The organism is Streptomyces sp. NBC_00654, from assembly GCF_026341775.1.
Classification (GTDB): domain Bacteria; phylum Actinomycetota; class Actinomycetes; order Streptomycetales; family Streptomycetaceae; genus Streptomyces.
Map to the genome: position 1 here is coordinate 265682 of NZ_JAPEOB010000001.1, position 17549 is coordinate 283230.

Sequence of the window (17549 nt, forward strand, 5' to 3'; positions counted from 1 at the left end):
GGAGAGCCGACTGCCGGGAGCGGGCGCGTGCCGGGAAGGTCAGCGGTCGAAGTCCAGCTCCACCTCCGGCGTCAGCGGGTGCGACTGGCACGCCAGCACGAAGCCTGCCCCGGTCTCCTCCGGCTCCAGCGCGAAGTTGCGGTCCATCCGCACCTCGCCCGACACGAGAAAGGCCCGGCAGGTCCCGCACACCCCGCCCTTGCAGGCGTACGGCGCGTCTGAGCGGCTGCGCAGGACCGTCTCCAGCAGCGACTCGGCATCCTGCACCGGCCAGCTCCCCGAACGGCCGTGGAGGGTCGCGGTGAGAGTGCTGTCGGCCGGCGAGGCGACCCGGGCCGCGGCGGCGGGTGCCGCAGGGCCGTCGTCGACGTGGAAGATCTCCTGATGGATCCGGGTCCGGTCGACGCCGAGATCGCGCAGCGCGCCCTCCGCCCCCCGCACCAGGCCGAACGGCCCGCACAGGAACCAGCCGTCCACGTCCCGCACGGGCAGCAGGGCGGGCAGCAGACCGGTGAGCCGATCACGGTCCAGCCGCCCGGACGGGAGCCCGGCCGACTGCTCCTCCCTGGAAAGCGCCGTCACCAGCTGGAAGCGGTCCGGATACCGGTCCTTCAGGTCGGCGACCTCGTCGAGGAACATCGTCGACGCCGCCGTCCGGTCGCTGCGGATCAGGCAGAACCGTGCCCGCGGTTCCCGTGCCAGCAGCGTCGCCGCCATCGACAGCACCGGGGTGATGCCGCTTCCCCCGACGACCGCCGCGAAGAGGCCGGGACGCGGCTTCAGGACGAAGCGGCCCATCGGGGCCATGGCCTCGACCTCGTCCCCGACGGCCAGCTCCTTCAGGGCGTACGTGGAGAACGCGCCGCCGTCGACCATGCGGATGCCGACCCGCAGCACCGGCTCGGCCGGCTGCTCGGCGGCCGGTGCGCAGATCGAGTACGAGCGCCGGATCTCCGCGCCGTCCACGGTGTAACGCACGTTGAGATGCTGACCCGGGGTGTGTCGGAAGGTCTCGCGCAGCTCGGCCGGCACGGCGAAGGTGACGGCCACCGCATCGTCTGTGATCCGTTCGATCGCGCTGACCCGGAGCGGATGGAACATCTACAACTCCTTGAAGTGGTCGAACGGTTCGCGGCAGGTGACGCAACGGCGCAGTGCCTTGCACGCCGTGGAGGAGAACCGGCTCAGCAGCTCCGTATCGGTGGAGCCGCAGTGCGGGCAGCGCACCGCGAGCGTCAGTGGCACGGGTCCCCCGTCCGCGCCGTGGGCGCGTGGCGGGGCGATGCCGAACTCGGCGAGCTTGCGCCGTCCCTCGGCGCTGATGTCGTCCGTCGTCCAGGCCGGTGCGAGCACGGTGACCACGGAGACCTCCGGTATGCCGTGGTCGTGCAGCACCCGCTCGATGTCGGCGGACATGGCCTCGATCGCCGGGCAGCCGGTGTACGTCGGGGTGAGCCGCACTGTCACCCGGCCCGGGGCGACCACCTGGACGCCCCGCAGGACGCCGAGCTCGTCCAGTGTCAGGACCGGCAGTTCGGGGTCGGGTACGGAGCCGGCCAGCCTGTGCAGCTCCTCCTCCAGCAGGGTCTCGGTCACCATGACGCCCCCGGATGGCTGCGGTGCAGGTGCTGCATTTCGGCGATCATCCTGCCGAACGGCTCGGTGTGCAGCCCCTGGCGACCGGCCCCGGCCGCCCAGGCTCCGGACCGCGGGCCGTCCGGGACGCTCAGCGTGGCGCGCTCCACGACATCGGTGATGGCAGTCAGCCAACTCCCGCGCAGCGCCTCCCAGTCGATGTCCAGTCCTTCGACGGGCTGGAACATCTCGCCGGTGAAGCGCCACAGGGCGTCCAGGCCGGCCTGGAGCCGCTCGTGGCTCTCGGCCGTGCCGTCGCCCAGCCGCAGGACCCAGTGCTCGGCGTGGTCCCGGTGGTAGGCGACTTCCTTGACCGCCTTCGCCGCGAGATCCGTGAACTGGCTCTGCCCGGCCGCCAACTCGCTGTACAGCAGGTGCTGATGGACGGAGAAGTAGAGCTGGCGGGCGATGGTGTGGGCGAAGTCGCCGTTGGGCTGCTCGACCAGCTGGAGGTTGCGGAAGGCCCGCTCCTCGCGGAGGTAGGCGAGCTCGTCCTCGTCGCCGACGAGGGAGAGCAGCACCCTGGCCTGGCCCAGGAGGTCCAGGGCGATGTTGGCGAGGGCCACTTCCTCCTCCAGCACGGGGGCGTGGCCCGCCCACTCCCCCAGCCGGTGCGAGAGCACCAGCGCATCGTCGCCCAGGGCGAGAGCCGCGCTCACAGGTGCTTCACCCCTTCCGGGATCTCGTAGAACGTCGGGTGCCGGTAGGGCTTGTCCCCGGCCGGTTCGAAGAACGAGTCCTTCTCGTCCGGGGAGGACGCGGTGATCTCCGTGGACGGAACCACCCAGATCGAGACGCCCTCGGAGCGGCGCGTGTACAGATCGCGTGCGTTGCGCAGGGCCATCTCGGCGTCGGGTGCGTGCAGACTGCCCGCGTGGGTGTGCGACAGTCCGCGCCGCGAGCGTACGAACACCTCCCACAGCGGCCAGTCGGTCGAGCTGCTCATGCCGTTGCCTCCCCGGGCTGGGTGTGCTGTGCGGACCCTCGGGCCGGGTGTTTGGCCGCGTACGCCGCTGCCGCGTCCCGGACCCAGGCTCCTTCTTCGTGTGCCTCGCGGCGCTGGGTGAGGCGCTGCTCGTTGCAGGGGCCGTTGCCCTTGAGGACCTCCTGGAACTCCGTCCAGTCGATCGCGCCGAAGTCGTGCTGGCCGCGCTCCTCGTTCCACCGGAGGCCGGGGTCCGGGAGGGCGAGTCCCAGCGCCTCGGCCTGCGGTACGCAGATGTCCACGAAGCGTTGGCGCAGTTCGTCGTTGGAGTGGCGCTTGATCTTCCAGGCCATCGACTGCGCGGAGTGCGCCGACGCGTCGTCGGGCGGGCCGAACATCATCAGGGAGGGCCACCACCAGCGGTTCACCGCGTCCTGCGCCATCTCGTGCTGCTCCGGGGTGCCCCGGCTCAGGGTGAGCAGCAGCTCGTACCCCTGGCGCTGGTGGAAGGACTCCTCCTTGCAGATCCGGACCATCGCCCGCGCGTAGGGGCCGTACGAGCAGCGGCAGAGCGGCACCTGGTTGGTGATCGCGGCGCCGTCCACCAGCCAGCCGATCGCCCCGACGTCCGCCCAGGTCAGCGTCGGGTAATTGAAGATCGAGGAATAGCGCTGGCGTCCCGCGTGGAGCTTGTCGAGCAGCTCCTCGCGGCTGGTGCCCAGCGTCTCGGCGGCGCTGTAGAGATAGAGCCCGTGTCCGGCCTCGTCCTGCACCTTGGCCATCAGGATGGCCTTGCGCCGCAGGGAGGGTGCGCGGGTGATCCAGTTGGCCTCGGGCTGCATACCGATGATTTCCGAGTGGGCGTGCTGGGCCATCTGGCGGACCAGCGAGGCCCGGTACGCCTCCGGCATCCAGTCGCGCGGCTCGATCCGGTCGTCGGCCGCCACCGACGCGTCGAATGCCGCGACGCGGGCCGCGTCCGCCGTATCCGCTGGGTCTGCCGTTCTCTGCGCCTTCTGGTCCGCAGTCACTGCCGCCATCCCGGACTCCCTACCGACCGATCGTTCGGTTCAATGACTTCAATGGTGAGTCGGCGGCCCGTAGGGTGTCAACCCTGTGGATAACTCGGTGGTGATCGACGGTGAGCGGGGCGGGATGGATTCGGACCACGGTGGGCGCTCCGACAGCAGGGAGAAGGACCCCTGGCCGCAGGCGGTGAGCCATGGCGACGCCCCGCCGCAAGCCCCGCCGCACCCCCGGGCGGACGGCCTGCCCCCTGCCCCGGCGGACGTTCCGGCGGGCGTCCCGGCGCCTGCGTCGGCGGACGTTCCGGCGGACCCCGCGCCCGGCTCCGCCGGCCGTGCTGCCGGCGGCGGCATAGCCGCGCTCTCCTTCCGGTACCAAGCCGTCGCGGCCCTCGCGCTGTCCCTCATCGGACTGCTCGCCTGTGCCCAGGTGGCCATGGTCTTTCTGCACGTCGCACCGTCCAACACCCTGACGAAGCAGCATGGTGAAGCGGTCGACGAATGGGTCTACCCGGAGTTCGAACAGAACTGGAAGCTGTTCGCCCCCAATCCGCTCCAGCAGAACATCGCCGTCCATGTGCGGGCCGAGGTGGCCGGTGCGGACGGCCGCCGCACCACCCCGTGGATGAGCCTCTCCGGCGAGGACGGCAAGGCGATACGTGGCAGTTTCTTCCCCAGCCATGTGAATCAGAACGAGCTCCGCCGGGGCTGGGACTTCTTCGTCAACTCCCATGACAGCGCGAACCGCCCCAACGGCCTGCGCGGTGATCTCTCCGAGCGCTACATCCGGCGCATCGTGATGCTGCGCCTCAGCGAGCGGGACTACGGCGGCACCGTCGAGCGCATCCAGGTACGTTCCGAGACCCGCTCCGTCGGTCCGCCCTCTTGGAGCGAGGAGAAGATCAGCACCCGGCCGAACTACCGGGTGCTCCCGTGGTGGACCGTGACCCCGGACGATCTTCCCGAGAACGCCGGAGCGCCGCAGGCGTCGCGCGGCGAGGAGGCGGACAAGTGACCACATCCTCCCCGGCCGGTTTCCCCGGCCAGAACCCTCCGAACCCGGGCCAGGACCTTGCGTCCCCCCGGCAGGCCCCTTCGGCCTCCCGCCGGAATCCCGGGAACCCCGGCGTGGATCCTGGACCGATTCCCGGCCGGACTCCCGGCTCGAACCCTGGACCGATTCCTGCGGGCCGCGGCCCGGCCCCCGCTCCCGGGCTTGGCCAGAAAGCCGGAATCGGTCTCGCCCGCGGTATCCAGCGCGTCACCGCGTCGGCCATGGGCCCGTACCAGAGCGCCGTGATCCGGATCGGTTTTTCGGCCACGTACCTGCTGTTCCTGCTGCGCGAACTGCCGAACCGCCATGAGCTCTACGGTCCCGACAGCCCGTGGCACTGGGACATGGCCCGGCAGCTCATAGCGAACAACGAAGCCTTCTCCGTACTCATGTGGTCGGACAGCGCGCTCTGGTTCGAGGCCGTGTACGTCCTCACGCTGCTGTCCGCCGCAGCCCTGCTGCTCGGCTGGCGTACCCGGACCGCGTCCGTCCTCTTCATGGCCGGCGTGCTCTCCGTGCAGAACCGCAGCATTTTCATGGGTGACGGCGGGGACAACGTCATCCACCTGATGGCGATCTATCTGGTCCTGACGCGCTGTGCCCAGGTCTGGTCGCTGGATGCCCGGCGCGCGAAGCGGAACGCCGTACGGAACGCGGACCGCGCCGTGAACGGTCTCGCTCCGGTACGCGACGTGGTGGGTCCGGTCCTGTGGGCGGTGCTCGGCCCGGTCCTGCTGATCGCCACGCTGATGGACGGCCTCGGAGGAACCTGGTGGCTGCCCGTTCTGCTGTGGGTGATCTGGCTGGGGAGTGCCGCGTGGTGGGCCGCCAACCGCTTTGCGCCGCACGGTGAACCGCGGACCCTGCTCGATGTCCTGGCCAATCTCGCCCACAACGCCACCCTCGCCGTGATCATGGCCGAGGTCTGTCTGATCTACGCGACCGCCGGCTGGTACAAGATCCAGGGGTCGCGCTGGCAGGACGGCACCGCGCTCCACTACCCGCTCCAGCTCGACTACTTCTCGCCCTGGCCCGGTCTGTCGGACATCCTCGCCTCCAACGGTGTGATGGTGATGGCGCTGACGTACGGCACGGTCATCGTCCAGGTCGCCTTCCCCTTCACGCTGTTCAACCGGCGGGTCAAGAACGTTCTGCTGGTCGCGATGATCTGTGAGCACGCCGGAATCGCCCTGCTGCTCGGGCTGCCGTTCTTCTCGATGGCGATGATCGCCGCGGACGCCGTCTTCCTGCCCACCGTCTTCCTGGTGTGGCTGGGCGGGCGGGTGGCGCTCGGACGGGAGCGGTTGTTCTCCCGCCTGCCGCGCGTGGCGGGCGGTCCGGGTGCTCCTGGTGATTCCGGCCGGGTGCCCGGTCGGCCGGGCACCGATCGCGCCGGTACGCGGGAGGCCCCGCAGCGCGGTGCCGGTGGGGGCCATACGCTCGTCGGGTGAGCAGTGAGACCGGCAGAACAGAAGAGCCCCCCGCAGCGGCGGCCCCCGAGCCGTCCGAGGCGGCGCCCGAGCCCTCCCCGAAACCGGTAGCGGTAGCCGTACCGGAACCGGAACCGGAAGCGGAACCCATCCAGTACGACGACGGGTACGGGACCGAGATCGGCGTCGGGCCGCATCCTCTGCCCTGGCCCGAGGGCGAGCGGTACGACCCCGAGCTGCTCGCCCACGGGGACCGGCGCAATGTCGGTGATGAGTACCGGTACTGGACGCGGGAGGCGATCGTCGCCGATCTCGATCTGCGGCGGCACGACTTCCATGTGGCGGTGGAGAACTGGGGCCACGACTTCAACATCGGCTCGGTGGTGCGTACCGCGAACGCCTTCCTCGCCAAGGAGATCCACATTGTGGGGCGGCGCCGCTGGAACCGGCGCGGGGCCATGGTCACCGACCGCTACCAGCACGTCCGGCATCACCCCGACACGGCGGACCTGACCGCGTGGGCGGCTGCCGAGGGGCTGCCGATCATCGGGATCGACAACCTCCCCGGGGCCGTGCCGCTGGAACGGACCGAGCTGCCGCGGCGCTGTGTGCTGCTGTTCGGGCAGGAGGGGCCGGGGCTCACGGAGGAGGCGCGGAACCACGCGACGATGGTGTGCTCCATCGCGCAGTTCGGCTCCACCCGGTCGATCAACGCCGGTGCCGCGGCGGCCATCGCGATGCACGCGTGGGTGCAGCGGTACGCGGACGTTCCGGACCCCCGCGGCTGAGGCTCTGAGGGGCTGAGTGGCCGAAGGGCTCGGAGTCCGAGGGCTCGGAGTTCGAGGGGCTGGGGTCCGAAGCCCCGGACCGGGCGCGGGGCTTCGGACCGGTGATCACGCCTGGCGGCGGACCTCCACCACACGGAAGCGGTTGGACACGAAGGCCCCGTCGCACAGGGCGGCGTTCGCCGCCGGGTTGCCGCCCGAGCCGTGGAAGTCGGAGAAGGCCGCGGTCTGGTTGACGTACACCCCGCCGGTCAGATTCAGCGAGAGCTGGGCCGACTCCTCGAAGCAGACGTCCTCCACCGCGCGCTCCACCTCCGGGGACGTGGTGTAGGCGCCGACCGTCATGGCGCCCTTGTCGCGGACGGTGCGGCGGAGCAGGTCCACGGCGTCCGCGGTCGAGGCGACCGCCACGGCGAAGGACACCGGGCCGAAGCACTCCGACAGATAGGCCGCGTCGTCGTCCGGCTTGCCGCCGTCGAGCTTGACGATGACCGGCGTACGGACCGCCGCGTCCGGGAATTCGGGGTTGGCGACCGTCCGGGAGGGCAGGGCGACCTCGCCCAGGCCGGACGCCGCCTCGACGCGTGCCCTCACATCCGGGTTGACCAGGGCACCGAGCAGCGCGGCGGCCCGTGCGTCGTCCCCGAGGAGTCCGGTGACGGAGGCGGCGACATCGGCGACGACGTCGTCGTACGACTTGGCCCCGGCGTCCGTCGTGATGCCGTCCCGGGGGATCAGCAGATTCTGCGGGGTGGTGCACATCTGGCCGCTGTACAGGGAGAGCGAGAACGCCAGGTTGGCGAGCATGCCGCGGTAGTCGTCGGTGGAGTCGACGACGATCGTGTTGACCCCGGCCTTCTCCGTGTAGACCTGGGCCTGCCGGGCGTTGGCCTCCAGCCAGTCGCCGAAGGCGGTGGAGCCGGTGTAGTCGATGATCTTGATCTCGGGGCGGACCGCCAGGTTCTTGGCGATGCCCTCGCCCGGCCGCTCGGTGGCGAGCGCGACCAGATTCGGGTCGAAGCCCGCCTCGGCCAGCACCTCGCGGGCCAGCCGCACCGTGAGCGCCAGCGGGAGAACCGCGCGCGGATGCGGCTTGACCAGGACCGGGTTGCCGGTGGCGAGGGAGGCGAAGAGGCCGGGATAGCCGTTCCAGGTGGGGAAGGTGTTGCAGCCGATCAGCAGCGAGATGCCGCGTCCCGCCGCGGTGAACGACTTGTGCAGCCGGAGCGGGTCGCGCTTGCCCTGCGGCTTGGACCAGTCGGCCGTCAGCGGGGTGCGGGTCTGTTCCTGGTAGGCGTACGCCACCGCCTCCAGTCCACGGTCCTGGGCGTGTGGGCCGCCCGCCTGGAACGCCATCATGAACGCCTGCCCGCTCGTGTGCATCACGGCGTGGGCCAGCTCATGGGTGCGGGCACTGACGCGGGACAGGATCTCCAGACAGACCAGGGCCCTGGTCTCCGGCCCCGCCGTCCGCCAGGCGCCCATGCCGGCCTTCATGGCAGGGAGCAGGATGTCCGGGTCGGCGTGCGGATACTCGACGCCGAGCTCCGGCCCGTACGGCGAGATCTCGCCGCCCGTCCAGCCGTCCGTGCCCGGCTGGCCGAGATCGAGCCGGGTGTGCAGCACCGCGTCGAACGCCGCCTTGCCCTCCGCCGCTCCCAGGCTCCCCGGGGCGCCGCCCTCGCCGTACGCCTTCGGGTGCTCGGGGTGCGGGGACCAGTAGTCGCGGGTGCGGATCGCGTCGAGGGCCCGGTCGAGCGTGGGCCGGTGGGTCTCGGACAGCTGCTGCGGGGTGAGCTCGGCGGCCATGACGGACCAACTCCTCATCAAGCCGGGCAGGGAGGTACGGACGGAGTTAGAGTAACCGAACGATCGGTCGGTACAAGGGGCCCCAGGAAACCTGTGGACAACTCATGGGGGAGGATCGCGGTCATGACCACGGCCAAGCGGGACACGTACACCCCGGAGACTCTGCTCACCGTCGCCGTTCGTGTCTTCAACGAGCGCGGCTACGACGGTACGTCCATGGAGCACCTCTCCAAGGCGGCGGGCATCTCGAAGTCGTCCATCTACCACCATGTGGCGGGCAAGGAGGAACTGCTGCGGCGAGCCGTGAGCCGTGCGCTCGACGGGCTCTTCCAGATCCTCGACGAGCCGGGGGCCGCGCGGGGGCGCGCGATCGAGCGGGTCGAATACGTCACGCGCCGCACGGTCGGGGTGCTGATGGCGGAGCTCCCCTACGTCACGCTGCTGCTGCGCGTGCGGGGCAACACCAAGACGGAGCGCTGGGCCCTGGAGCGGCGGCGCGAGTTCGACCAGCGGGTGTCCGAGCTGCTCAAGGCGGCCGTGGCCGACGGTGATCTCCGTGCCGACGTGGACATACGGCTGGCGACCCGGCTGCTCTTCGGCATGGTGAACTCGCTGGTCGAGTGGTACCGGCCCCAGCCGGGCGGCTTCCCGGGCGAGGACCAGCTCGCGGACACGGTCGTCCAGCTGGCCTTCGAGGGGATGCGGTCGGCCGGCCGCTGAGAGCCTGCCGCCGAGCCGGTCAGGACAGTTCCGGGGGCCGCTCCGGGCGCGGGCCGAGGTCCGTCTCCTCGAACACCAGCAGGGTCCGGGTGGAGAGGACTTCGGGGATGGACTGGATCCGGGTGAGGACCAGTTCGCGCAGGGCGCGGTTGTCCGGGGTGTGTACCAGCAGCAGTACGTCGAAGTCGCCGCTGACCAGGGCGATGTGCGTGGCCCCCGGCAGCGCCTGAAGCTGTTCGCGCACCGTGCGCCAGGAATTCTGGACGATCTTGAGCGTGATGTACGCGGAGGCGCCCTGCCCCGCCCGCTCGTGGTCGATCCGTGCGCCGAAGCCCCGGATCACGCCGTCCTCGACCAGGCGGTTGATCCGGGCGTACGCGTTGGCGCGTGAGACATGCACACGCTCGGCCACCGACCGTATCGAGGCACGGCCGTCCGTCTGCAGGATGCGGAGGATGTCCCGGTCGATGGCGTCCAGCGGTCGCGCGGGCGGAATCTGGCCGGGATCGTCGCTCCTGTCGGCCATTTGTTCAGCTGCCATCTGCCCGTGCCTCCCTCTGGTGGACGACCTGTCCCCATCCCAGGCTGTGGAGAACCGTTTGTCCACAGGCTGGCGGTGCCTGTAGCCAAAATGCCCTCACGACCGAACAATCGGTAGGTGAGACACGCCACACCCGTGCCTCGCCCGCCCCTCGACATCTCGACATATTTCGACACCCCTCGATCTCCCTCGATGCCCAGGAGGTGCTTCTCATGACGGTCCAGGAGCTGCCCGGTGCGGCCGCCTACCGGCCCACGCCGCCCCCGGCCTGGAAACCGCTCACCGACCCCGCGCCGCTGCTCCCGGACCCCGAGCCGTACCGGGTGCTCGGTACGGACGCGGCAGCCGACGCGGACCCCGAGCTGATGCTGCGGCTCTACGCCGAGCTGGTCCGCGGCCGCCGGTACAACGTGCAGGCCACGGCCCTGACCAAGCAGGGCCGGCTCGCCGTCTATCCGTCGAGCACGGGGCAGGAGGCCTGCGAGATCGCCGCCGCGCTCGTGCTGGAGGAGCGCGACTGGCTCTTTCCCAGCTACCGCGACACCCTCGCGGCCGTGGCGCGCGGTCTCGACCCGGTCGAGGCGCTGACCCTGCTGCGCGGTGACCGGCACACCGGCTACGACCCGCGTGAGCACCGCATCGCCCCGCTGTGCACCCCGCTCGCCACCCAGCTGCCGCATGCCGTCGGCCTGGCGCACGCGGCGCGGCTCAAGGGCGACGATGTCGTCGCCCTCGCCATGGTGGGTGACGGCGGCACCAGCGAGGGCGACTTCCACGAGGCGTTGAACTTCGCGGCGGTCTGGCGGGCCCCGGTCGTCTTCCTCGTGCAGAACAACGGCTTCGCCATCTCCGTCCCCTTGGCCAAACAGACCGCCGCCCCCTCCTTCGCCCACAAGGCGGTCGGGTACGGGATGCCGGGCCGGCTGGTCGACGGCAACGACGCGGCCGCGATGCACGAGGTGCTCGGCGAAGCGGTCGCACGGGCCAGGCGAGGCGAAGGGCCCACGCTGGTCGAGGCCGTCACCTACCGCATGGACGCCCATACGAACGCCGATGACGCGACCCGGTACCGCACCGACAGCGATGTCGAGGTGTGGCGGGCGCACGACCCCGTCACGCTCCTGGAGCGGGAGCTGACCGGGCGCGGGCTGCTCGACGAGGACCGCATCGAGGAAGCGCGGGAGGCGGCGGAGCGGATGGCGGCCGCGCTGCGCGAGCGGATGAACGCCGACCCGGTGCTCGATCCGATGGACCTGTTCACCCATGTCTACGCGGAACGGACCGGACAGCTGCGGGAGCAGGCGGACGGTTTGCGGGCCGAGCTGGCGGCCGAACAGGAACGGCACGGCGAACACGGCGCGGAGGACGGACGATGACCACCGCTGCGGCGACGACCGGTGCACGGACGGCGAAGGCCAAGCCGGCCACCATGGCGCAGGCCCTCGGACGGGCGCTGCGCGACTCGATGGCCGAGGACCCGGCCGTACACGTCCTCGGTGAGGACGTGGGCACGCTCGGCGGGGTCTTCCGCATCACCGATGGCCTGGCCAGGGAGTTCGGCGACGACCGCTGTACGGACACGCCGCTGGCCGAGGCGGGCATCCTCGGGGCGGCGGTCGGTATGGCGATGTACGGGCTGCGGCCCGTGGTGGAGATGCAGTTCGACGCGTTCGCCTACCCGGCGCTGGAGCAGCTGTTCAGCCATGTCGCCAAGATGCGGAACCGCACCCGGGGCGCCATGCCGCTGCCCATCACGGTGCGCATCCCGTACGGCGGGGGCATCGGCGGGGTCGAGCACCACAGCGACTCCTCCGAGGCGTACTACATGGCCACGCCCGGCCTCCATGTCGTCACACCGGCCACGGTCGACGACGCGTACGGGCTGCTGCGCGCCTCGATCGCCTCCGACGATCCGGTGGTCTTCCTGGAGCCCAAGCGGCTCTACTGGTCCAAGGCGGACTGGTCGCCCGATGCTCCCGCGGAGGTCGAGCCGATCGGCCGGGCCGTGGTCCGCCGTCCGGGGCGGAGCGCCACCCTGATCACCTACGGTCCCTCGCTCCCGGTCTGCATGGAGGCGGCGGAAGCGGCCGTCGCCGAGGGCTGGGACCTCGAAGTCGTCGATCTGCGCTCGCTGGTGCCGTTCGACGACGCGACGGTTGCCGCGTCCGTGCGACGGACCGGGCGAGCGGTGGTCGTCCATGAGTCCACCGGTTTCGGTGGCCCCGGTGGGGAGATCGCGGCCCGGATCACCGAGCGGTGCTTCCACCATCTGGAGGCTCCGGTGCTGAGGGTGGCCGGGTTCGACATTCCGTATCCGCCACCCATGGTGGAACGGCACCATCTGCCGGGCGTGGACCGCGTGCTCGACGCGGTGGCCCGGTTGCAGTGGGAGGCGGAGGGCTGATGCCGCAGGTGCTCGAATTCAAGCTGCCGGACCTCGGCGAGGGCCTGACCGAGGCGGAGATCGTGCGCTGGCTGGTGGAGGTCGGCGATGTCGTCGCCATCGACCAGCCGGTCGTCGAGGTCGAGACGGCCAAGGCGATGGTGGAGGTGCCATGTCCTTACGGGGGTGTGGTGACGGCCCGGTTCGGTGAGGAGGGTACGGAACTTCCCGTCGGCTCACCGCTGTTGACCGTCGCTGTCGGTTCGGCGGGGACAGCGGACGCACAGGGGGCGGCCGATACGGGTGGGGCGGCGAGGCCGTCCCGGCCGGCGGAGTCGGTGTCGGGGTCGACGTCGGAGTCCTCGGGCAATGTGCTGGTGGGATACGGCACGGGTGCTCCCGCGGCACGGCGTCGGCGGATCCGGCCCGAGCGGATGCCGGTCGTCACGGCGTCCGAGCCCGCGCCCGTAGCCGCGTCCGTCACTGTTCCGGCCGCTGTTCCGGCCGCTGCTCCTGCCACAGTGTCCCCTTCTTTTCCTTCCTCCCCCGCCGCTCCCGCAGCGGTCACCGATCAGGTGTCGTCGGGCCCGGTGGCGGTGGTTTCGCCGCTCGTGCGGAAGCTGGCACGGCAGCACGATCTCGATCTGCGGCAGTTGACGGGGTCGGGGCCGGACGGGCTGATCCTGCGTGCCGATGTGGAATCCGCGATCAGGGCGGTGGCGGATGCGCCCACCGTGGCGGATGCGGCCGGGGCCGCGTCGGTGGCGGCACCCGGGGCTCGGGCCGCGGCGGGCCCGGCGGGTGAGCGGATTCCGCTGCGCGGGGTCCGGGGTGCGGTCGCGGACAAGCTGTCGCGCAGCCGGAGCGAGATCCCCGACGCCACGTGCTGGGTGGACGCGGATGCCACCGAGCTGATGGCCGCCAGGGCCGCGATGAACGCTGCGGACGGACCGTCGGCCGGGCCCAAGGTGTCGGTCCTCGCCCTGCTGGCCCGGATCTGCACGGCGGCGCTGGCCCGGTTCCCCGAGCTCAACTCCACGGTGGACCTGGCCGCGAGGGAGATCGTGCGGCTGCCCGGCGTCCACCTCGGGTTCGCGGCCCAGACCCAGCGCGGTCTGGTCGTCCCGGTCGTACGGGACGCGCACACACGGAACGTGGAGTCGCTCGGCGCCGAGATCGCCCGGCTGACCGAGGCGGCCAGGACCGGGGCGCTCACCCCGGCCCAGCTGACCGGCGGCACCTTCACGCTGAACAACTACGGGGTGTTCGGGGTCGACGGGTCGACGCCGATCATCAACCATCCGGAGGCAGCCATGCTCGGCGTCGGCCGGATCATGTCCAAGCCATGGGTGCACAACGGCGAACTGGCCGTACGCCAGGTCGTCCAGCTCTCGCTCACCTTCGACCACCGGGTCTGTGACGGCGGCACGGCGGGCGGATTCCTGCGGTACGTGGCCGACTGCGTGGAGCAACCGGCGGTGCTGCTGCGCACGCTGTAGCGGTCCCTCCGGCAGGAGACCGCCCCCGGAGGGACCGGGGGCGGTGGCCGGCACCCATACTCGACGCATGACCGCCTATGACGTGATCGTCCTTGCCGGAGGAGCCGCCAAGCGGCTCGGCGGAGCCGACAAGCCAGGGGTCCGGGTCGGTGGCCGGGCGTTGCTCGACCGGGTTCTCGCGGCCTGCGCCGGGGCCCGCACCACTGTCGTGGTGGGCGGCCGCAGGCCCACCGGAAGGCCCGTGACCTGGGCGCGCGAAGTCCCGGCGGGCGGTGGCCCGCTGGCGGCGCTCGGGGCGGGAGTACGCCACACGACGGCGGAGAGAGTTCTCGTACTCTCCGCCGACCTGCCGTTCCTGGGGGTGGGCACCGTCGAAGCCCTGCTGGCCGCCGCCGGGGAGGACGGCAGGGAAGGCGCCCTGTGCACGGACCCGGACGGGCGCGACCAGCCGCTGGTCGCCGCCTACCGGGGCGAGCCGCTGCGCCGGGAACTGGCACTCATCGCCACCGAGCACGGCAGTCTCGCCGGGCTCCCGCTGCGGCTGCTGACGGCCGAACTGGAGCTGGCCCGGGTCACGGCCGGTCCCCTCGCCTCGTTCGACTGCGACACTTGGGAGGACATCGCCGAAGCCAGGGCCCGTATCAGGGAGCATGGGACCGTGCTGGACGAATGGATCACCGCAGTCAAGACCGAACTGGGCATCGACCTCGACGTCGACACCGGCGTCCTGCTCGACCTCGCCCGTGATGCCGCGCACGGTGTCGCCCGGCCGGCCGCGCCGCTCACGACGTTCCTCGTCGGGTACGCGGCAGCGAAGGCGGCCGACGGCGCCGGTCCCGAAGGCGCCGCCGAGGCAGTCGCGGAGGCCGCGCGCAAGGCAGTCGCGCTCGCCCTGCGGTGGGAGGACGAGGCGGGCGGCGCCGACGGGACCGGAACACCATGACCGCCCGCGGCCCCGGGGCCGGTGGCAGCTCCCCCGACGTCTCTCCGGAGACGGACGAGGAGGAGCGAGCCGTGGAACAGGCCCTGGCGCTGGTCGCCCACCAGGCCCACGAAGCGCCCCGCCCCTCGAACCCGGCCCAGTCGCCCGGCAGGCACCGGGGCCGGACCTCCGCCCAGTCACCGGGCCATGCCTCCGTCCAGTCCCCGGGCCGGCACCCCGCGCAGTCCCCGGGCTCTCCGGCCCACGCCCCCGCCCCGGCCCCGGCTTCTTCCCTGTATCCCTCCCTCTCGCCGGATCCCTCTCCCTCTCCCTCTCCCTCTCCCTCTCCCTCTACCTCTACCTCTACCTTCCCGGCGTCGGCCTCCGGTGCCGCGGCCGGAGGCCAGGCCGCCTCTGCCGGGGACCAGGCCGCCTCCGCCCGCCGCCCTCATACGCACAGGGCCGGAGACACCCCCTGGGACCAGGCCCGGAGCATCGCCGCTCGTGCCGGGCGGACCTCACCCGTGGCCGCGCTGCGGGTCCCCCTCGACCGGGCCCTGGGGCACGTACTCGCCGAGGTGCTCGGCGCACTCACCGACCTGCCGTCCTTCGACACGTCGGCCATGGACGGCTGGGCCGTCGCGGGGCCGGGGCCATGGGGCTTCCGGAAGGACGAGGGGCTGCTCGCCGGACGCGGTGCGCCCGCGCCGCTGCCCGACGGCCGGGCGGTACGGATCGCCACCGGTGCGCGTATCCCGGCCGACGCCACGGCCGTCATCCGCAGCGAGCACGCCCACGCCGACGAGGTGAAGGGGCTTCTGCACGCCCGGCGGGACGTCGTTCCGGGACAGGACATCAGGCCCCGGGGGCAGGAGTGCCGGTCCGGGGACCAACTGCTGCCCGCCGGAACGCTGGTGACCCCGGCAGTGCTCGGCCTCGCCGCTGCGGCCGGGTACGACGCGCTGGCCGCTGTGGCCAGACCGAGCGTCGACGTCCTCGTTCTCGGCGACGAACTGCTCACCGCGGGCCTCCCGCACGACGGGCTGATCCGTGACGCGCTCGGCCCCATGCTCGGCCCCTGGCTCCGTGCGGCGGGAGCCGAGGTGTCCGAACCCCGCCGTCTCGGGGACGACGCGAACGCCCTGCGCCAGGCCCTGACCACGTCACGGGCCGACCTGATCATCACGACCGGCGGTACCGCGGCGGGACCGGTCGACCACGTCCACCCGGTCCTCGCCGAGATCGGCGCCGAGCTGCTGGTCGACGGGGTCGCCGTGCGCCCCGGCCATCCGATGCTGCTGGCTCGGCTGCCATCGGACGGGCCCTACCTGGTCGGCCTTCCCGGCAATCCACTGGCAGCCGTCTCGGGCCTGCTCACGCTCGCCGAGCCGCTGCTCGGAGGGATCGCGGGCAGGCTGTCCCAGGAGCCGTACCGGGCACTCGTCCATGCCGAGGTGAACGGGAACCCGCATGACACCCGGCTCGTCCCCGTGGTCCATCGCGTCGGCCGTGCGGGCGGCCGGGACTACGTCGTACCCCTGCACTACAACGGTCCGGCGATGCTGCGCGGGGTCGCCGGGGCGGACGGGCTGGCCGTTGTGCCACCGGGCGGGGTACGGTCCGGCACCGAGGTGGACATCCTCGATCTACCGTGGGCCTCGGCGACGCCGTGGACGGAAGGGTGTTTCACGTGAAACTTCCCGGCCAGGACGCGATGGCCAGGCGCGCCGAGGAGCATGTCGTACCCACCCGGGTGATGCTCCCGCGCAGGGTCGTCGACAGACCGGCGCGGCAGGTCGCCAAGCGGCTGATGATGGCGTTGATGGTGCTGGCCGCCACGGTGTTCATCGTCTGGGTCGACCGTGACGGCTACAACGACAGCGCCGACGGCAAGGTCGATCTGCTGGACGCGGTGTACTACGCGACCGTCACCCTCTCCACCACCGGCTACGGCGACATCACCCCGTACGGGGACGGCGCCCGGCTGACCAATGTGGTGCTGGTGACACCGCTGCGCGTGCTCTTCCTGATCATCCTGGTCGGCACCACTCTTGAGGTCCTCACGGAACGGACCCGGGAGGACTTCCGGCTGAAGCGTTGGAGATCCAACTTGCGTGACCACACCGTCGTCGTCGGCTTCGGTACGAAGGGCCGCTCGGCGATCCAGACTCTGTGCACCACCGGCCTGAAGAAGGACCAGATCGTCATCGTCGACCCGGCGTCGAAGGTGATCGAGGCGGCCAACGCAGAGGGCTTCACCGGTGTTGTCGGCGATGCGACCAGAAGCGATGTGCTGCTGCGGGCCGAGCTTCACAAGGCCCGGCAGGTCATCATCGCCACCCAGCGGGACGACACGGCGGTCCTGGTCGCGTTGACGGCGCGCCAGCTCAACCGCGGGGCGAAGATCGTGGCCGCGGTGCGCGAGGAGGAGAACGCGCCGTTGCTGCGGCAGTCCGGCGCCGATGCGGTGATCACCAGCGCCAGTGCGGCGGGCAGGCTGCTCGGTCTCTCCGTCCTCAGCCCGAGCGCGGGCACCGTGATGGAGGACCTGATCCAGCAGGGCAGCGGCCTCGACCTCGTCGAGCGGCCGGTGATAAAGGCCGAGGTGGGCAAGAACGTCCGGGAGACCGATGACCTGGTGGTGAGCGTGCTGCGCGGGCACCGGCTGCTCGGTTACGACGATCCGGCTGCCAGCCCCCTCCAGCTGACGGACCGGCTGATCACCATCGTGCGGGCGAGTCCGCTCCACACCCCGCCGGCGAACAATCCGCCGTCGGCGCCGCAGCGTCCCTGACCACAGGGCCGGCAGGCTGTTCCGCCT

The 17549-nt window shown here is 71.5% G+C and carries 17 protein-coding genes; 10 read left to right on the forward strand and 7 right to left on the reverse strand.

Going from position 1 to position 17549, the window contains the following annotated elements:
- Positions 1–39: 39 nt before the first annotated feature.
- Genes OHA98_RS01230 through paaA form a run of 5 tightly spaced genes read right to left on the reverse strand, consistent with a single transcriptional unit; the run spans position 40 to position 3600 of the window.
- Positions 40–1101, reverse strand: coding sequence for a 2Fe-2S iron-sulfur cluster-binding protein (locus tag OHA98_RS01230; RefSeq protein WP_266922225.1), 1062 nt, complete (start codon positions 1099–1101; stop codon positions 40–42).
- Complete coding sequence (paaD, locus tag OHA98_RS01235) at positions 1102–1599, reverse strand: 1,2-phenylacetyl-CoA epoxidase subunit PaaD (protein WP_266922226.1); 498 nt, start codon at positions 1597–1599, stop codon at positions 1102–1104.
- Positions 1593–2294 carry a 1,2-phenylacetyl-CoA epoxidase subunit PaaC gene (gene paaC / locus OHA98_RS01240; RefSeq protein ID WP_266922227.1) on the reverse strand — a complete coding sequence of 234 codons (702 nt, stop codon included), beginning with the start codon at positions 2292–2294 and terminating at the stop codon, positions 1593–1595. Before paaC ends, paaD begins: the two co-directional genes overlap by 7 nt.
- Entirely contained in the window at positions 2291–2581 is a 291-nt protein-coding gene (gene paaB, locus OHA98_RS01245; RefSeq protein ID WP_030972485.1) for a 1,2-phenylacetyl-CoA epoxidase subunit PaaB, read from the reverse strand. The genes paaC and paaB overlap by 4 nt, the downstream gene beginning before the upstream one ends.
- Positions 2578–3600 carry a 1,2-phenylacetyl-CoA epoxidase subunit PaaA gene (gene paaA, locus OHA98_RS01250; RefSeq protein ID WP_266922228.1) on the reverse strand — a complete coding sequence of 341 codons (1023 nt, stop codon included), beginning with the start codon at positions 3598–3600 and terminating at the stop codon, positions 2578–2580. Before paaA ends, paaB begins: the two co-directional genes overlap by 4 nt.
- A gap of 115 nt (positions 3601–3715) precedes the next feature.
- Here paaA and OHA98_RS01255 point away from each other — a divergent pair, with 115 nt between their 5' ends.
- The 3 genes from OHA98_RS01255 to OHA98_RS01265 all read left to right on the forward strand — a co-directional run bounded on the left by OHA98_RS01255 (position 3716) and on the right by OHA98_RS01265 (position 6857).
- Complete coding sequence (locus tag OHA98_RS01255; protein ID WP_266927638.1) at positions 3716–4600, forward strand: DUF5819 family protein; 885 nt, start codon at positions 3716–3718, stop codon at positions 4598–4600.
- Between the two features lie 218 nt (positions 4601–4818).
- On the forward strand, positions 4819–6090 hold the full coding sequence (locus OHA98_RS01260) for an HTTM domain-containing protein (protein WP_266927639.1): 1272 nt from the start codon (positions 4819–4821) through the stop codon (positions 6088–6090).
- Positions 6087–6857, forward strand: coding sequence for a TrmH family RNA methyltransferase (locus OHA98_RS01265; protein WP_266922229.1), 771 nt, complete (start codon positions 6087–6089; stop codon positions 6855–6857). The genes OHA98_RS01260 and OHA98_RS01265 overlap by 4 nt, the downstream gene beginning before the upstream one ends.
- Positions 6858–6962: 105 nt before the next feature.
- Here the strand turns inward: OHA98_RS01265 and paaN are convergent, their stop codons facing one another.
- A complete protein-coding gene (paaN, locus tag OHA98_RS01270; RefSeq protein WP_266922230.1) occupies positions 6963–8663 on the reverse strand; it encodes a phenylacetic acid degradation protein PaaN in 1701 nt (566 codons plus the stop codon).
- A 123-nt stretch (positions 8664–8786) separates the two neighbouring features.
- Here paaN and OHA98_RS01275 point away from each other — a divergent pair, with 123 nt between their 5' ends.
- Positions 8787–9383 (forward strand): TetR/AcrR family transcriptional regulator, encoded by a 597-nt coding sequence (locus tag OHA98_RS01275; protein WP_266922231.1) that lies wholly within the window; start codon positions 8787–8789, stop codon positions 9381–9383.
- Between the two features lie 19 nt (positions 9384–9402).
- Here the strand turns inward: OHA98_RS01275 and OHA98_RS01280 are convergent, their stop codons facing one another.
- On the reverse strand, positions 9403–9924 hold the full coding sequence (locus OHA98_RS01280) for an Lrp/AsnC family transcriptional regulator (protein WP_266922232.1): 522 nt from the start codon (positions 9922–9924) through the stop codon (positions 9403–9405).
- 212 nt (positions 9925–10136) lie between these two features.
- Here OHA98_RS01280 and pdhA point away from each other — a divergent pair, with 212 nt between their 5' ends.
- From pdhA to OHA98_RS01310, 6 genes are all read left to right on the forward strand, one after another.
- Positions 10137–11300: a pyruvate dehydrogenase (acetyl-transferring) E1 component subunit alpha gene (pdhA, locus tag OHA98_RS01285; RefSeq protein ID WP_266922233.1), complete on the forward strand. Its 1164-nt coding sequence runs from the start codon at positions 10137–10139 to the stop codon at positions 11298–11300.
- Entirely contained in the window at positions 11297–12328 is a 1032-nt protein-coding gene (locus tag OHA98_RS01290; protein WP_266922234.1) for an alpha-ketoacid dehydrogenase subunit beta, read from the forward strand. The genes pdhA and OHA98_RS01290 overlap by 4 nt, the downstream gene beginning before the upstream one ends.
- The gene (locus OHA98_RS01295) at positions 12328–13806 is read left to right on the forward strand and encodes a dihydrolipoamide acetyltransferase family protein (RefSeq protein ID WP_266922235.1); all 1479 of its coding nucleotides are present in this window, start codon (positions 12328–12330) and stop codon (positions 13804–13806) included. The genes OHA98_RS01290 and OHA98_RS01295 overlap by 1 nt, the downstream gene beginning before the upstream one ends.
- Positions 13807–13873: 67 nt before the next feature.
- A complete protein-coding gene (locus OHA98_RS01300; protein ID WP_266922236.1) occupies positions 13874–14749 on the forward strand; it encodes an NTP transferase domain-containing protein in 876 nt (291 codons plus the stop codon).
- Complete coding sequence (locus OHA98_RS01305) at positions 14746–16422, forward strand: molybdopterin molybdotransferase MoeA (RefSeq protein ID WP_266922237.1); 1677 nt, start codon at positions 14746–14748, stop codon at positions 16420–16422. The genes OHA98_RS01300 and OHA98_RS01305 overlap by 4 nt, the downstream gene beginning before the upstream one ends.
- Positions 16380–17522 carry a TrkA family potassium uptake protein gene (locus OHA98_RS01310; protein WP_266922238.1) on the forward strand — a complete coding sequence of 381 codons (1143 nt, stop codon included), beginning with the start codon at positions 16380–16382 and terminating at the stop codon, positions 17520–17522. Before OHA98_RS01305 ends, OHA98_RS01310 begins: the two co-directional genes overlap by 43 nt.
- The last annotated feature ends 27 nt before the right edge of the window (positions 17523–17549 follow it).

Bases quoted from the DNA above. Each gene is read 5' to 3' on its own strand.
- OHA98_RS01230 (WP_266922225.1), bottom strand. From the start codon at position 1,101: ATGTTCCATCCGCTCCGGGTCAGCGCGATCGAACGGATCACAGACGAT.
- paaD (WP_266922226.1), bottom strand. From the start codon at position 1,599: ATGGTGACCGAGACCCTGCTGGAGGAGGAGCTGCACAGGCTGGCCGGC.
- paaB (WP_030972485.1), bottom strand. From the start codon at position 2,581: ATGAGCAGCTCGACCGACTGGCCGCTGTGGGAGGTGTTCGTACGCTCG.
- paaA (WP_266922228.1), bottom strand. From the start codon at position 3,600: ATGGCGGCAGTGACTGCGGACCAGAAGGCGCAGAGAACGGCAGACCCA.
- OHA98_RS01255 (WP_266927638.1), top strand. From the start codon at position 3,716: ATGGATTCGGACCACGGTGGGCGCTCCGACAGCAGGGAGAAGGACCCC.
- paaN (WP_266922230.1), bottom strand. From the start codon at position 8,663: ATGGCCGCCGAGCTCACCCCGCAGCAGCTGTCCGAGACCCACCGGCCC.
- OHA98_RS01275 (WP_266922231.1), top strand. From the start codon at position 8,787: ATGACCACGGCCAAGCGGGACACGTACACCCCGGAGACTCTGCTCACC.
- OHA98_RS01280 (WP_266922232.1), bottom strand. From the start codon at position 9,924: ATGGCAGCTGAACAAATGGCCGACAGGAGCGACGATCCCGGCCAGATT.
- pdhA (WP_266922233.1), top strand. From the start codon at position 10,137: ATGACGGTCCAGGAGCTGCCCGGTGCGGCCGCCTACCGGCCCACGCCG.
- OHA98_RS01290 (WP_266922234.1), top strand. From the start codon at position 11,297: ATGACCACCGCTGCGGCGACGACCGGTGCACGGACGGCGAAGGCCAAG.
- OHA98_RS01295 (WP_266922235.1), top strand. From the start codon at position 12,328: ATGCCGCAGGTGCTCGAATTCAAGCTGCCGGACCTCGGCGAGGGCCTG.
- OHA98_RS01300 (WP_266922236.1), top strand. From the start codon at position 13,874: ATGACCGCCTATGACGTGATCGTCCTTGCCGGAGGAGCCGCCAAGCGG.
- OHA98_RS01305 (WP_266922237.1), top strand. From the start codon at position 14,746: ATGACCGCCCGCGGCCCCGGGGCCGGTGGCAGCTCCCCCGACGTCTCT.